14 protein-coding genes are annotated in these 13,207 nt (G+C 67.5%); 4 read left to right on the forward strand and 10 right to left on the reverse strand.

Features of this window, described 5'->3' with window-relative positions:
• Window positions 1–5: 5 nt before the first annotated feature.
• Window positions 6–629, forward strand: a complete 624-nt coding sequence (locus AC1DOM_RS01105) for a thymidine kinase (RefSeq protein ID WP_498959391.1) — start codon at window positions 6–8, stop codon at window positions 627–629.
• 8 nt (window positions 630–637) lie between these two features.
• On the opposite strand, the gene AC1DOM_RS01110 is transcribed toward AC1DOM_RS01105, so the two are convergent.
• The 3 genes from AC1DOM_RS01110 to mutM all read right to left on the reverse strand — a co-directional run bounded on the left by AC1DOM_RS01110 (window position 638) and on the right by mutM (window position 4,940).
• On the reverse strand, window positions 638–3,463 hold the full coding sequence (locus AC1DOM_RS01110; protein WP_498959392.1) for a serine/threonine-protein kinase: 2,826 nt from the start codon (window positions 3,461–3,463) through the stop codon (window positions 638–640).
• A gap of 11 nt (window positions 3,464–3,474) precedes the next feature.
• Window positions 3,475–4,038, reverse strand: coding sequence for an ECF-type sigma factor (locus AC1DOM_RS01115; RefSeq protein WP_036168671.1), 564 nt, complete (start codon window positions 4,036–4,038; stop codon window positions 3,475–3,477).
• Between the two features lie 74 nt (window positions 4,039–4,112).
• Window positions 4,113–4,940 (reverse strand): bifunctional DNA-formamidopyrimidine glycosylase/DNA-(apurinic or apyrimidinic site) lyase, encoded by an 828-nt coding sequence (mutM, locus tag AC1DOM_RS01120; protein WP_498959393.1) that lies wholly within the window; start codon window positions 4,938–4,940, stop codon window positions 4,113–4,115.
• Between the two features lie 188 nt (window positions 4,941–5,128).
• Between mutM and AC1DOM_RS01125 the strand changes: the two genes are divergently transcribed.
• From AC1DOM_RS01125 to acs, 3 genes are read left to right on the forward strand one after another with little or no spacing between them, the layout of a single operon-like run.
• Complete coding sequence (locus AC1DOM_RS01125) at window positions 5,129–6,325, forward strand: DesA family fatty acid desaturase (protein ID WP_498959394.1); 1,197 nt, start codon at window positions 5,129–5,131, stop codon at window positions 6,323–6,325.
• The gene (locus tag AC1DOM_RS01130) at window positions 6,325–6,690 is read left to right on the forward strand and encodes an EF-hand domain-containing protein (RefSeq protein WP_498959395.1); all 366 of its coding nucleotides are present in this window, start codon (window positions 6,325–6,327) and stop codon (window positions 6,688–6,690) included. Before AC1DOM_RS01125 ends, AC1DOM_RS01130 begins: the two co-directional genes overlap by 1 nt.
• Window positions 6,691–6,727: 37 nt before the next feature.
• On the forward strand, window positions 6,728–8,623 hold the full coding sequence (acs, locus tag AC1DOM_RS01135) for an acetate--CoA ligase (protein ID WP_498959396.1): 1,896 nt from the start codon (window positions 6,728–6,730) through the stop codon (window positions 8,621–8,623).
• Window positions 8,624–8,686: 63 nt separating this feature from the next.
• Here the strand turns inward: acs and rpmG are convergent, their stop codons facing one another.
• The 7 genes from rpmG to AC1DOM_RS01170 all read right to left on the reverse strand — a co-directional run bounded on the left by rpmG (window position 8,687) and on the right by AC1DOM_RS01170 (window position 13,203).
• Window positions 8,687–8,851, reverse strand: coding sequence for a 50S ribosomal protein L33 (gene rpmG, locus AC1DOM_RS01140; RefSeq protein WP_036168663.1), 165 nt, complete (start codon window positions 8,849–8,851; stop codon window positions 8,687–8,689).
• Between the two features lie 13 nt (window positions 8,852–8,864).
• Entirely contained in the window at window positions 8,865–9,101 is a 237-nt protein-coding gene (gene rpmB / locus AC1DOM_RS01145) for a 50S ribosomal protein L28 (protein WP_036168661.1), read from the reverse strand.
• 182 nt (window positions 9,102–9,283) lie between these two features.
• Window positions 9,284–9,643 (reverse strand): lipid-A-disaccharide synthase N-terminal domain-containing protein, encoded by a 360-nt coding sequence (locus AC1DOM_RS01150; RefSeq protein WP_498959397.1) that lies wholly within the window; start codon window positions 9,641–9,643, stop codon window positions 9,284–9,286.
• A gap of 2 nt (window positions 9,644–9,645) precedes the next feature.
• On the reverse strand, window positions 9,646–10,371 hold the full coding sequence (locus AC1DOM_RS01155) for a glycosyltransferase family 2 protein (RefSeq protein WP_498959398.1): 726 nt from the start codon (window positions 10,369–10,371) through the stop codon (window positions 9,646–9,648).
• A complete protein-coding gene (locus AC1DOM_RS01160) occupies window positions 10,368–11,384 on the reverse strand; it encodes an SDR family NAD(P)-dependent oxidoreductase (protein ID WP_498959399.1) in 1,017 nt (338 codons plus the stop codon). Before AC1DOM_RS01160 ends, AC1DOM_RS01155 begins: the two co-directional genes overlap by 4 nt.
• Before the next feature lie 80 nt (window positions 11,385–11,464).
• Complete coding sequence (locus tag AC1DOM_RS01165) at window positions 11,465–12,385, reverse strand: ParB/RepB/Spo0J family partition protein (protein ID WP_498959400.1); 921 nt, start codon at window positions 12,383–12,385, stop codon at window positions 11,465–11,467.
• Window positions 12,382–13,203 carry a ParA family protein gene (locus AC1DOM_RS01170; protein WP_498959402.1) on the reverse strand — a complete coding sequence of 274 codons (822 nt, stop codon included), beginning with the start codon at window positions 13,201–13,203 and terminating at the stop codon, window positions 12,382–12,384. The genes AC1DOM_RS01165 and AC1DOM_RS01170 overlap by 4 nt, the downstream gene beginning before the upstream one ends.
• Window positions 13,204–13,207: the final 4 nt, after the last annotated feature.

Below are 13,207 nucleotides of genomic sequence, written 5' to 3' on the forward strand. Positions count from 1 at the left end.
CGACCATGGCCAAGCTCTATTTCTACTATTCGGCGATGAATGCGGGGAAGACCACGACTCTGCTGCAATCGGCGCACAACTACCGCGAGCGCGGCATGCGCGTGCTCATCTTCACGCCCGCGCTGGACGACCGCGCCGGCAAGGCGGGGGTCGTGGCCTCACGTATCGGGCTGCGGTCCGAAGGCGTCGCGTTCGGGCGCACGGACGATCTGCTGGGGCGCGTGGAAGCCGACATCGCCGCGCACGGCAAGCTCGATTGCGTGCTGGTCGACGAAGCGCAGTTCCTGTCCAAGCCGCAAGTCTGGCAACTGAGCGAAGTCGTCGACCAACTGCGCATCCCCGTGCTGTGTTACGGCCTGCGCACGGATTTCCGCGGCGAGTTGTTCGAAGGCAGCCAGTACCTGCTCGCCTGGGCGGACGAACTCTCCGAAATCAAGACGATCTGCCACACCGGCAAGAAGGCGACGATGACCGTGCGCGTCGACGAACGCGGCCACGCGGTGCAGGCCGGGCCGCAGGTGGAGATCGGCGGCAACGACCGCTACGTGTCGGTCTCGCGCGCGGAGTTCAAGAAGGTGATGCGCGGCGAAGGCAGGATCGATCCGATGCAGCCTTCGCTGCTGGACTGAAACGCCGCCTACTGCATCGCAACCTGCATGCACGCCGCGCGGATCGCCTCGACTTCGCGCGGCAAGCGCCCACCCTGCGGCAGGCCGGTATGGACTTCGCCGGACAGCGCATCCAGCTCCACGCGCGCTTGCGCGGCGTCCGCGCCGCGGCATTGGACTTCGCCGAGGTAGGCGCGTGCGCGCCAGCGCAGGTTGCGGGGTTCGCTGCCGCCGGAGACCGTGGCCGTCGCCATGCGTTTCAGGGTGGCGACGGCCTTGGCGTCGCCGTCGCGTGCCTGTTCGCGCGCCAGCGAGAGTTCCATCGCCTGCGTGTCCAGGGCGGGCTGGCCCTCGGCGCGGCGCGACAGCGCGGCCGCGCGCGCCAGGCTCGCCTTTGCGGCGGCGTGGTCGCCTTCGGCCGACAGGATCAGGCCGTTCGCATATTCGACGTCGGCGACGAAGGGATGCTTCAACCCGAGTTGCGTCACCGCCAGTTGCGCGGCCTGTTTCACCTCGGCGCGCGCTTCGTTGACGCGCCCCAGCGCCTGCAGGATCTGCGCGTGTTCGGCCATCGCGCGCGCCATGCGCGTGCGCGCCGAAGTGGTCCGCCAGATCGCGACCGCCTGGGCGAGATCGCGTTCGGCTTCGTCCAGGCGGTTCTGTTCCCACGCCAGCATGCCGAGCGTGTAGAAACTCGCGCCGACATCGACGTGGCGTTCGCCGACGCGTTCGATCAACAGCGGCGTGGTGTCGCGCAGGTCGCGCTCGGCGACGTCGAGCCAACCCTGTTCCATGTAGACCGCCGCGCGTTGGCGATGCAGCGCCAGCGTGGTCGGATGGCGTTCGCCGAGCAGTTCGGCCGACAGTGCAAGTGCGGCATCGACCGACTTCGCCGCTTCGCCGGGCAGTCCCTTCTCGCGCAACAACACGCCCATGCGGCGATGGATCTGGATGGCGAGCGGATGGCGTTCGCCCACGCGTTGCTGCAGGAAGGCCAGCGCGTTGCGCAGGTTCGCCAGCGCGAGGTCGGACTTGCCCGCGTCGGCATCCACGTTCGCCAGGTCGAACAGGTTCTCCGCGACGCCGGCTTCGTCGTCGAGCGTCTCGCGGCGGATGGTCATCGCGTATTCGAGCAACTGCCGCGCGCCGTTGAACTCGCCCACCGCGCTGCGGCAACGCGCGAGCTGCGAATAGTACTCGGCGACCTGCGCCGGCAATTGCGATTGCTCGCGGCGCGCGCGTTCCATCCATGGCTGCATCGCGTTGATGCATTTGCGCGGGTCGTCCAGTTGCCGATGCGCGAAGCCTTGCTGCGTCGCCGCTTCGATCTGCAGGCTCGCCGGAGCGTCATCGCCGACGGCCTTGAGGATCACGGCCTGGCGTTCGAGCAGCGCCATCGCCTCGGGATAGTCGCCCAGGCCCAGCCGCAGGCGCGCGATGATGCCGAACACTTCGGCGCGCGCGAGCGGTTGCCGCGCAAGCTCGCTGTTGGCGCGCACGATGCCGTTGTCCAGCAGCGAGCGCATGTCGATCGCGTCGTCGCGCGGAGCCGCGCCCGCGCCTTCGAACAGGCCGATGACGAAATCCTGCAGCGCCTGCGCACGCGCGGTTTCACGCACGGCCTGCTGGCCCTGCCACGAAACGATGGTCAGCGCGGCGCCGAGCACGCCGGTCACGACGATGCCGGTCGCCAGCGCCCAACGATGGCGGACGACGTATTTGCGCAAGCGATAACCGACGCTCTGCGGACGCGCGAGCACCGGCTTGCCGGCGAGATAGCGCTCCAGGTCGAGCGACATCGCCTCCACCGACGGATAACGCTGCTCGGGCTTCTTCGCCAGCGCCTTGAGCACGATGTTGTCGAGGTCGCCCATCACGTTGCGCGCGCGACGGCGCAGCATCGGCGTGTCGCCGTCGCCCGCATCGGCCTGGCGTTGCAGCGCGGACGAGGGTTTCGTCGGGTCGCCCTGCAGGATCGCTTCTTCCCACTCGGCGTCGCTCTGGCGCTTGAGGCGATAGGGCTTGGCGTCGGCGAGCAGTTCGTAGAGCACGACGCCGAGCGAATACACGTCGGTCATCGTCGAGACCGGTTCGCCGCGCACCTGTTCGGGCGCGGCGTAGTGCAGCGTGAACGCGCGCACGCCGGTGCGCGTCTGTTCCGGTGCGGCGACGTCGGCGTCGATGAGTTTGGCGATGCCGAAGTCGAGCAGGCGCACGTCGCCGGCGGGCGTGACCAGGATGTTCGACGGCTTGAGATCGCGGTGGACGATCAGGTTGGCGTGCGCGTGCGACACGGCATCGCAGATCTGGTGGAACAGGTCGAGCCGCGATTCCAACGAAAGGCGGTGCACGCGGCAGTAGTCGGTGATCGGCTCGCCTTCGATGTATTCGAGTGCGAGATACGGTTGGTGGTCGTGGCTCACGCCGGCATCGAGCAGGCGCGCGATGTGCGGATGCGCCAGGCGCGCGAGGATCTGGCGTTCGCGGGTGAAGCGCAGGCGCAGGTTCGGATCGACCAGGCCCGGGCGCAGCAACTTCAATGCGACGCGCCGTTGATACAACCCGTCGGCGCGCGCGGCCAGCCACACCTGGCCCATGCCGCCTTCGCCGAGCATGCGTTCCAAACGATAAGGGCCGACTTCCACGCCGGGCCGCGGGCCGGGCAAGGGCGCGACGAGGGGTTCGCTGAGGAAATCCTCGCGATCGGTTTCCAGCTTGAGCAGGGCTTCCAGGTCGTCCGCGGTCTGCGGATCTTCCTCGCGCATCAGGCGCAGGCTGCGTTCGCGTTCGTCCTGATCCAGCTCGAACAGCGCATCGAGCAGCGGGGACAACCGTTGCCAGCGCTCGGGGTCCATCACGCGCCCCGTCAGGAGTCCTTCAAGGAGGCCAGCAGGAACAGGCGGGCCTTCTGCCAGTCGCGCCGGATGCTGCGTTCGGACCGCTTGAGCAGCGCGGCGATCTCCAGTTCGGAAAGGCCGGCGAAGTAACGCAGCTCGACCACCTGCGCCAGGCGGGCGTCGACCGCGGCCAGACGGGTGAGCGCGGTATCCAGGCCGAGGGTTTCTTCATCGAGGCGCAGGCCGCCTTCGACTTCCTCGGGCAGCTCGGTCACGCGATGCAGGTCGCCGCCACGTTTCTGCGCCAGGCGCTGCCGCGCGTAGTCGACCACGACGCTGCGCATCGCGGAGGCGGCATAGGCGAAGAAGTGCGCGCGATCGTCGAACTGCGCCGAATTGCGGCCAACGAGCTTGAGGTAGGCCTCGTGCACCAGCGCGGTCGCATCCAGCGTGTGCCCGTGCTGCCCGGCGAGCTGGCGGCGGGCCATCGCGTGGAGTTCCTGGTACAGCGTGGCCAGGACACGGTCCAGCGCGCCACGGTCTCCGTCGCGTGCAGCGTCCAGCAACTCCGTGATATCGGCCGTCTCGGACATATCTCCCCTCAGGCGCCGGAATATACCCGCGTTGGGCGATGCTTGCCTGCGCGGATCGTTGGTGGCTGAAGCTTTCAGCGTTGGCAGCGGGGGCACCAGACGGTCGTGCGCTGGCCGATCGAGCCCTCTTTCATCGTCCGCCCGCATCGCGGGCAGGGCGCGCCGCCCCGGCCGTAGACGGCCAGTTCGAGCTCGAAATACCCGGGCAGGCCATCGGGGCTGATGAAGTCCCGGAGCGTGGTGCCGCCCCGCTCGATCGCGTAGGCCAGGATCCGCTTCACGGCCTCCGCTAGGGCGTGGTAGCGCTCCCGCGAGACCTTGCCGGCCTCGCGCAGGGGCGAGATGCCCGCCTCGAACAGGGCCTCGGCCGCGTAGATGTTGCCGACGCCGACGACGATGCCCTGGTCCATCAGGAAGGTCTTGATCGGCGCTTTCCGGCCCCGGCTGCGGGCGAAGAGGTAGTCCCCGTCGAAGTCGTCGGACAAGGGCTCGGGGCCCAGGCCGCGCAGGAGCGCATGCACCTCGCCGGGCGCCTGCCAGAGCAGGCACCCGAAGCGCCGCGGGTCGTTGAAGCGCAGGACGCGGCCTTTCGAGCGCCCCCGGTCGGCGAGTTTCAGGTCGACGTGGTCGTGCGCTTCCACCGGCGTGTCGCCCGGCAGGACGCGCAAGCTGCCGGACATGCCCAGGTGGAGGAGCGCGCTGCCGACTTCGGTGTCGAGCAGCAGGTATTTCGCTCGCCGACGAACGGAATCGATCCGCCGACCGGGGAGCAAGGCCGCTACTTCCGGCGGAATCGGCCAGCGCAGATCCGGACGACGCAACACGACGTCGGCGACGATGCGCCCTTCAATATGCGGTGCGAGGCCGCGCCGCGTGGTTTCGACTTCGGGCAGTTCGGGCATGGCGTGAGTTTGCGCGATTCGCGTCGACTCATGAGATGGGGCGTGAAAGCGGCCGGTGCAACGTGAAGATTGTTATCCGGTCTGAACACCCCCATCACGGAACTGCGCCGTACCCGGGCGCATGGATGATCGCGGGTGGCATGATGCCCTCGGGGTGAAACGCCCCTGCTTTTACACTCGGAGTCACGATGCAAGCTTTTCTCGATTTCCTCGGCGGCGGTCTGCTGCAATTCGGTTGGGTCGGCCTGGTGGTCTACCTCCTGGTTGCCACGCAGCTGACGATCTTCTCGGTCACCCTGTACCTGCATCGCAGCCAGGCGCATCGCGGCGTCGATTTCCATCCGGTGCTCGCGCACTTCTTCCGTTTCTGGACGTGGATCACCACGTCGATGATCACGAAGGAATGGGCGGCGATCCATCGCAAGCACCATGCGAAGTGCGAGACCGAGGAAGATCCGCACAGCCCGATGCACAAGGGCATCAAGACCGTCTTCTGGCGCGGCGTGGAGCTGTATCGCGAAGCGCGCGGCGATCGCGAGTCGATCGAGAAGTACGGCAAGGGCTGCCCGGAAGACTGGATCGAGCGCAAGGTCTATACGCCGCACGCGACGATGGGCCCGACGCTGCTGCTCTTCATCAGCTTCGCGCTGTTCGGCGTGCCGGGCGTGGCCGTGTGGGCGATCCAGATGCTGTGGATCCCGTTCTGGGCCGCGGGCGTCGTCAACGGCCTCGGCCATTGGTGGGGCTACCGCAATTTCGAAACCACCGACACGGCGACCAACCTCACCCCGTGGGGCGTGTGGATCGGCGGCGAAGAACTGCACAACAACCACCATGCCTTCCCGAGCTCGGCGAAGTTCGCGCTGCGCAAGTTCGAAGTCGACATCGGCTGGGGCGTGATCAAGTTCTTCGAATCCATCGGCATGGCCAAGGTGCTGCGCGTGGCGCCGACGCTCGATGTGCGTCCGAACATCAACGTGCCGGATACCGAGACGATCAAGGCGCTGCTCGCGCATCGCTTCCAGGCGATGACCGATTACCAGCGCAATGTCCTCAAGCCGGCGCTCAAGGAAGAAGCGCAGGCCACCGGCAGCAAGCTGCGCGCCATGCTTCCGCGCCAGCTGCGCAAGGGCCTGAGCGACGATGGCCGCTGGCTCAAGCCGGATGCGCGCCAGCAGATGCAGGAGTGGGTGGAGGCGCGTCCGCGCATCCGCGCGCTGGTCGAACATCGCGCCCGCCTGGCGGCCGTGCTCGAAGCGCGCGGCAACGACGCCGCGGCGACGCTGCAGAACCTCCAGCAGTGGTGCCGCGAAGCCGAAGCCAGCGGCATCCGCGCGCTGCAGGATTTCTCGGCGCGCCTGAAGGGCTACCAGCTGCAGGCCTGATGCACGCAGCAAGGCACCGTCCACGAAACCCCGCACGTTCGCGTGCGGGGTTTTTGTTTGCCTGTCTCCTGGCGCCGGCTGCGTTCGCCCAGGTGGTCGCGAGCGGCGATTACCTCTCGCGCATGGACACCGACCACGACCGACGCGTGTCGCTGGTCGAATACCAGGATTGGCTGAGCTACGCCTTCGATGCGATGGACGCCGACCACGACGGCACGCTCTCGCCCGCCGAGCAACCCGCCGGCCGCGGCAAGCCGATCACGCGCGAAGCGCACCGCGCGCGCCTGGCCGACGCCTTCCGTCGGCAGGACGCCAACGGCGACGGCGTGTTGAGCGCCGCCGAACTCGCCGCCCCGCCGCGTTGAAGGCAAACTGTCGGCCCACGTCGCGAGGGGTTGGCGCATGACCGGATCGACCGACTACGCGCGCGAGTACGCGCAATCGCTCAGCGATCCCGACACCTACTGGAAGGCGATCGCGCAGCGCATCGACTGGATCGCCGAGCCCACGCAGATCCGCGACGTCAGCTTCGACGCCGACGATTTCCGCATCCACTGGTACGCCGACGGCGTGCTCAACGCGAGCGTCAACTGCCTGGATCGGCACCTGGCCACGCGCGGCGATCGCACCGCGCTGATCTTCGAACCCGACGATCCGGACGGCGAAGCGCAACGCATCACCTATCGCGAACTGCACGCGCGCACCTGCCGTCTCGCCAACGCACTCCGCAACCTCGGCGTGCGCAAGGGCGATCGCATCACGATCTACCTGCCGATGATTCCCGATGCGGTCGTCGCGATGCTCGCCTGCGCGCGCATCGGCGCGATCCACTCGGTGGTGTTCGGCGGGTTCGCGCCGCAGTCGATCGCCGACCGCATCGCCGACTGCCGCAGCAAGCTGATCATCACCGCCGACGAAGGCCTGCGCGGCGGCAAGCGCATCGCGTTGAAGGCGAACGTCGACGCCGCGCTCGCACTGCCCGGCACCAACTCCGTCGAGACCGTGCTCGTCGTGCGCCACACCGGCGCCGCCGTTGCGATGCAGATGCCGCGCGACCGCTGGGTGGACGTCGTGGTCGAGGGCCAGCCCGACACCTGCGAACCCGAGCCGATGAACGCGGAAGATCCGCTCTTCATCCTCTACACCTCCGGGTCGACGGGCAAGCCGAAGGGGGTGCTGCACACGACGGGCGGATATCTCGTCTTTGCGAGCTTCACGCACGAACGCGTGTTCGACCTGCGGCAGGACGACATCTACTGGTGCACGGCCGACGTGGGCTGGATTACCGGCCACAGCTACATCGTCTACGGCCCGCTGGCCAACGGCGCGACCGCCCTGGTGTTCGAAGGCGTGCCGAACCATCCGGATCATTCGCGCTTCTGGCGCGTGATCGACAAGCACCAGGTCACGATCTTCTACACCGCCCCCACCGCGATCCGCGCGTTGATGCGCGAAGGCGATGCGCCGGTGAAGGCCGCTTCGCGCAAGTCGCTGCGCTTGCTCGGCACCGTCGGCGAACCGATCAATCCCGAAGCATGGCGCTGGTATCACGACGTCGTCGGCGATGCGCGTTGCCCGGTCGTCGACACCTGGTGGCAGACCGAAACCGGCGGCGTGCTGATCGTGCCGCCCATCGGCATCGAAGCCAAACCGGGCAGCGCGATGAAACCCTTCTTCGGCGTGCAGCCCGCCTTGGTGGATGCCGAAGGCCACCTGCTCGAAGGCGAAGCGGCCGGCAACCTCGTGCTGATGGATTCCTGGCCCGGCCAGATGCGCACCGTTTACGGCGACCATCAACGCTTCATCGAAACCTACTTTCGCGCGTATCCCGGGATGTATTTCACCGGCGATGGCTGCCGTCGCGACGCCGACGGCGATTACTGGATCACCGGCCGCGTGGACGACGTGATCAACGTCAGCGGTCATCGCATCGGGACGGCAGAAGTCGAAAGCGCGCTGGTCTCGCACGCGAAAGTGGCCGAGGCCGCGGTCGTCGGCTTCCCGCACGACATCAAGGGACAGGGCATCTACGCCTACGTGACGCTCGTGGCCGGCCAAGCCGAAAGCGAAGCGCTGCGCGCGGAACTGATCGCCCACGTGCGCCACGAAATCGGACCGATCGCGACGCCCGACCACCTGCAATGGGCGCCGGGCCTGCCGAAGACGCGCTCGGGGAAGATCATGCGGCGCATCCTGCGGAAGATCGCGGAGGACGCGCCGGATCAACTCGGAGATACGTCGACGCTGGCCGATCCGTCGGTGGTCGAATCGCTCGTGCGCAACCGCCGCGGCGCTTGAACGACGGGCAAAAAGAAACCCGCCTTCCGGCGGGTTTCTCTCGAAGCTTCGAACAACGAAGGCTTACTTGATCTTGCCTTCCTTGTAGATCACGTGCTTCCGGACGACGGGGTCGTACTTCTTGACCTCCATCTTGTTCGGCGTGTTCTTCTTGTTCTTGTCGGTCGTGTAGAAGTGGCCGGTGTTGGCCGAGGAGATCAGGCGGATCTTGTCGCGCTTGCTTGCCATGGTCGTTTACTCCTCAGACCTTCTCGCCACGGGCGCGCAGTTGCGCCAGGACCGAGTCGATGCCGTTCTTGTCGATGGTGCGCAGCGCGTGCGCGGAAACCTTCAGCTTGACCCAGCGGTTTTCGCTGGCGACCCAGAAACGACGCTCGTGCAGGTTGGGCAGGAAGCGACGGCGGGTCTTGTTGTTCGCATGCGAGACGTTGTTACCCGTCTGCACGCTCTTGCCGGAAACTTGGCAAACGCGGGACATTGCGCACCTCGATGGTGTCTGTGATGCACCCCATGGCCTGGGGTACGACGGCCACGCTGCAATGGGCCTTGGGGCCCGGGACTGCCGCAGCGAGCCGCGCATTATGCCCGCCCGAAGGCCGCCGGGCTACCCCGGCGAGGGCAAAACCCCTTGATTTGCCTGAAATCCCCCTCGAACGGGGGTCAGTGGGTCGCCTTGTCCCGGTGCCAGCCGCGGTGGCGGATGTCCAGGTACAGGCTGTAGCCGGCCGTGAAGGCGGGGAAGAGGTTCTGGATCACGCCCACCGAGTCCTGCTTGGCCGAGAACACGAAGTAGGCCAGGGTCATGACCGAGCCGACCAGGCTCATGTACCAGAACAGGCGCGGGATCACCGGCTTGCCGTGGCGGCGCGAGGCGACGAACTGCACCAGCCACCGGCCGCCGAACATCAGCGCCCCGGTCAGGCCGATCAGCTTCCACGGGGACATGTGCAGGCCGGTCCACGCGAGCCACGGGACCGGCGAATTCATGAAGTCCTGTGCGACCGGCGCGGCCTCCAGCATTCTCAGGACTCCTCGACGCCGGTGCGCTTGCTGCGCACGATCAGCCAGGCCACGCCCATCAGGTCGCGAATGCCGACCAGGGCGCGGTTGAGGTTGTTGTACTTCGACACGCCGGTCGAACGCGCGCGATGGTTCACCGGCACGCTCACTGTCTGCCAGCCCGCGCGCTGCATCAGCGCCGGCAGGTAGCGGTGCATGTGGTCGAAATACGGCAGGTCGAGGAAGGCTTCGCGCTCGAAGAGCTTGATCCCGCAGCCGGTGTCGGGCGTGTCGTCGTGCAGCATGCGGGTGCGGATCGCATTGGCCCATTTGGAGGCCCAGCGCTTGCTGCCCGAATCCTGGCGATTGACGCGCCAGCCCGCGAACAGGCGGATGTCCGGCTTCGCCGCATCGCGCGCGGCGAGCAGCTTGGGGATGTCGGCCGGATCGTTCTGCCCATCGCCGTCCAGCGTCGCCACCCACGGCGCGCGCGCGTGGCGCACGCCGGTGCGGATCGCGGTGCTCTGGCCGCTTTGCTTGACGTGATGCAACACGCGCAGCTCCGGCACTTCGGCCTTCAGCGCGCGCAAGGCGGCGAGCGTGCCGTCCTTCGAATTGTCGTCGACGAAGACCGCTTCGAATTCCACGCGGCCGCGCAGGGCGGCCACGACTTCCCGCAGCAAGGGACCAACGTTGTCCTGCTCGTTGAAAACCGGCACGACGACGGACAGCTGCGGGGCGTGGGTCAAGCCTTGTCTCCGAAGTACTCGCGGCACCAGCGCACGACGGGCGGCAGGCCGGTGTCGATGGGGGTCGCGGGTTCGAAACCGAAGTCCGCGTGGGCGCGCGCAGTATCCGCCATGGTCTCGACCATGTCGCCTGGTTGCATCGGCAGATACTTCTTTTCCGCCGGACGGCCCGCCGCCTGCTCGATCACGGTGATGAAGCGCTCCAGCTCCACCGGCGTGTGGTTGCCGAGGTTGTAAACGCGGTGCGGCCCGCCCTCGGCGGCGTTTTCGCCGGCGGGGCGCGCGGGGGCGTCCATCGCGCCGAGCACGCCGGCGACGATGTCGTCGATGTGCGTGAAATCGCGGCGCATGCGGCCGTGGTTGAACACCTGGATCGGCCGGCCGGCGAGCACCGCGCGCGAGAACAGCAGCGGCGCCATGTCGGGCCGGCCCCAGGGGCCATACACGGTGAAGAAACGCAGCCCCGTCGCGCGCAGGCCGTACAGGTGCGCGTAGGTGTGGGCCATCAGTTCGTTCGCGGCCTTGGTCGCGGCGTAGAGCGAGCGCGGGCGGTCGATGCGCTGCGCTTCGGAAAACGGCGGCGTCGCCGAATCGCCGTACACCGAGGACGAACTCGCATACACCAGGTGTTCGACGCCGCGATGCCGGCACAACTCCAGCATGTTGACGAAGCCGATCAGGTTGCTGTCGACGTAGGCGTGCGGATTCTCGAGCGAATATCGCACGCCGGCCTGCGCGGCGAGATGGATCACGCGGCCGAAGCGATGCTTGTCGAACAGCGCTTCGAGCGCCGCGCGGTCGGTCAGATCGATTTCTGCGATTTCGACGTCGGGACACAGCGCGGCGACGCGATCGCGCTTGAGCTGCGGATCGTAGTAATCGTTGAAGTTGTCCAGGCCCACGACGTTCGCGCCGCGTGCGCGCAACTCGCGACACGTGTAGGCGCCGATGAAACCGGCGGCGCCGGTGACGAGGATGGTGTCGGTGACAGCCGTGTCAGTCGTGTCCGCCATGGGGCGCCAAGCTCCGCTTTTCGAAAGTGCCGCAGCCTAGCCGCGCGCCCGTGCACGCGGCCTCACGCCCGTGCGACAACTCACTCGGCCTTGCCGCGCAGCCGTTCGAGCACGCCGTCGAGCGATTCCAGGTCCGAATAGTGGATCACCAGCCGGCCCTTGCCCGCGCGCCCGTGCAGGACGTTGACCCGCGTGCCGAGGGTTTCCGACAACTCGCGCTCAAGCGTCGCGATGTCGGCCTGCGGCTTGGCCTTGACCGGCTTGGCCTTGCGCGTGGCGCTGCCGTTGGCGACCTGGCCGGCCATCAGTTGTTGCACGCGATGTTCGACTTCGCGCACCGACCACTCGTGTTCGGCGGCCTGGCGCGCCAGGGCGACCGCGGCCTGCGGCGCCAGCGTGAGCAGCGCGCGCGCATGGCCCATCTCGATGGCCTTGGTTTCCACGAGCACGCGGATTTCCGGCGGCAGTTCGAGCAGGCGCAGCAAGTTGGAGACCGCCGCGCGCGAACGGCCCACCGCATCGGCGGCCTGCGCGTGGGTGAGGTCGAATTCGTCGATCAGGCGTTGCAGCGCGAGCGCTTCTTCCAGCGGATTGAGGTCTTCGCGCTGGATGTTTTCGATCAGTGCCATCGCGATGACGGCGTGGTCGTCGACCACGCGGATCACCGCGGGGATCGCAGCCAGGCCCGCCAATTGCGAGGCGCGCCAGCGGCGTTCGCCGGCGATGATTTCGTAACGCGCGCCCTTGCCCGCGTTGTCGATCTCGCGCACGACGATGGGCTGGATCACGCCCTGCGCGCGGATCGATTCGGCCAGCTCGGCGAGCTTGCCCTGGTCCATGCCGCTGCGCGGCTGGTAACGGCCGGGCTGCAGCTGGCCGACGGGCAGCTGGCGCAGCTGTTCGCCGGGCTGGGCTTCCAGCGGCGCGGTTTCGGCGGCGGCCTTCGGCCCGAGCAGGGCTTCGAGACCTCGCCCGAGGCCGCGCTTCTTCGCGACGGTCATGCTTGCACTTCCTTCTTCGGTTCCGGCGTCGCGCTCTTTGCGGTCTGCTCGCGTTCGCGCTGGCGGCGCATCACTTCCCCGGCCAGGCCGAGGTAGGCGACGCTGCCGCGCGAGGCCTTGTCGTAGGCGACGATGCTTTGCCCGTGGCTCGGCGCTTCGGCCAGGCGCACGTTGCGCGGCACGATGGTGCGGAAGACGCGATCGCCGAAGTGTTGCGTCAATTCCGCCGACACCGCGTTGGCGAGATTGTTGCGCACGTCGAACATCGTCCGCAGCACGCCTTCGATTTCCAGCGCGGGATTGAGCCTGCGCTTGAGCGCATCGATCGTGTCGATCAGCGCGGACAGGCCTTCGAGCGCGTAGTACTCGCACTGCATCGGCACGAGCACCGAATCGGCGGCCGTCAACGCATTGAGCGTCAGCAGCGACAAGGCCGGCGGGCAGTCGATGATGATGAAGTCGTACTGGTCGCGGATCGGCTCGAGCGCGCGCTTGAGGCGCTGCTCGCGGCCTTCCTCGTCCATCAATTCGATTTCCGCGGCGGTGAGATCGATGTTGCCGGGAAGGATGTCGAAGCCTTCGGGCGTTTTCACGATCGCCGAGGGCGCGTGCATTTCTTCCAGCAGCACGTCGGTGATGGAGGCGCGCAGGTCGCGCTTCTCCACGCCGCTGCCCATCGTCGCGTTGCCCTGCGGATCCAGATCCACGAGCAACACGCGTTTTGGCGTGCGCGCCAGGGCCGCCGCGAGGTTCACGGAGGTGGTGGTCTTGCCGACGCCGCCTTTCTGGTTGGCAACAGCGATGATGCGGGCCGTCACGGCG

The sequence above is a fragment of the Lysobacter sp. P5_B12 genome (assembly GCF_056400425.1).

Excerpts from the sequence above, each read along its gene's own strand:
- AC1DOM_RS01105 (WP_498959391.1), top strand. The coding sequence starts at position 6 with ATGGCCAAGCTCTATTTCTACTATTCGGCGATGAATGCGGGGAAGACC.
- AC1DOM_RS01125 (WP_498959394.1), top strand. The coding sequence starts at position 5,129 with ATGCAAGCTTTTCTCGATTTCCTCGGCGGCGGTCTGCTGCAATTCGGT.
- AC1DOM_RS01160 (WP_498959399.1), bottom strand. The coding sequence starts at position 11,384 with ATGGCGGACACGACTGACACGGCTGTCACCGACACCATCCTCGTCACC.
- AC1DOM_RS01110 (WP_498959392.1), bottom strand. The coding sequence starts at position 3,463 with ATGGACCCCGAGCGCTGGCAACGGTTGTCCCCGCTGCTCGATGCGCTG.
- AC1DOM_RS01165 (WP_498959400.1), bottom strand. The coding sequence starts at position 12,385 with ATGACCGTCGCGAAGAAGCGCGGCCTCGGGCGAGGTCTCGAAGCCCTG.
- AC1DOM_RS01130 (WP_498959395.1), top strand. The coding sequence starts at position 6,325 with ATGCACGCAGCAAGGCACCGTCCACGAAACCCCGCACGTTCGCGTGCG.
- AC1DOM_RS01150 (WP_498959397.1), bottom strand. The coding sequence starts at position 9,643 with ATGCTGGAGGCCGCGCCGGTCGCACAGGACTTCATGAATTCGCCGGTC.
- rpmG (WP_036168663.1), bottom strand. The coding sequence starts at position 8,851 with ATGGCAAGCAAGCGCGACAAGATCCGCCTGATCTCCTCGGCCAACACC.
- mutM (WP_498959393.1), bottom strand. The coding sequence starts at position 4,940 with ATGCCCGAACTGCCCGAAGTCGAAACCACGCGGCGCGGCCTCGCACCG.
- rpmB (WP_036168661.1), bottom strand. The coding sequence starts at position 9,101 with ATGTCCCGCGTTTGCCAAGTTTCCGGCAAGAGCGTGCAGACGGGTAAC.
- acs (WP_498959396.1), top strand. The coding sequence starts at position 6,728 with ATGACCGGATCGACCGACTACGCGCGCGAGTACGCGCAATCGCTCAGC.
- AC1DOM_RS01115 (WP_036168671.1), bottom strand. The coding sequence starts at position 4,038 with ATGTCCGAGACGGCCGATATCACGGAGTTGCTGGACGCTGCACGCGAC.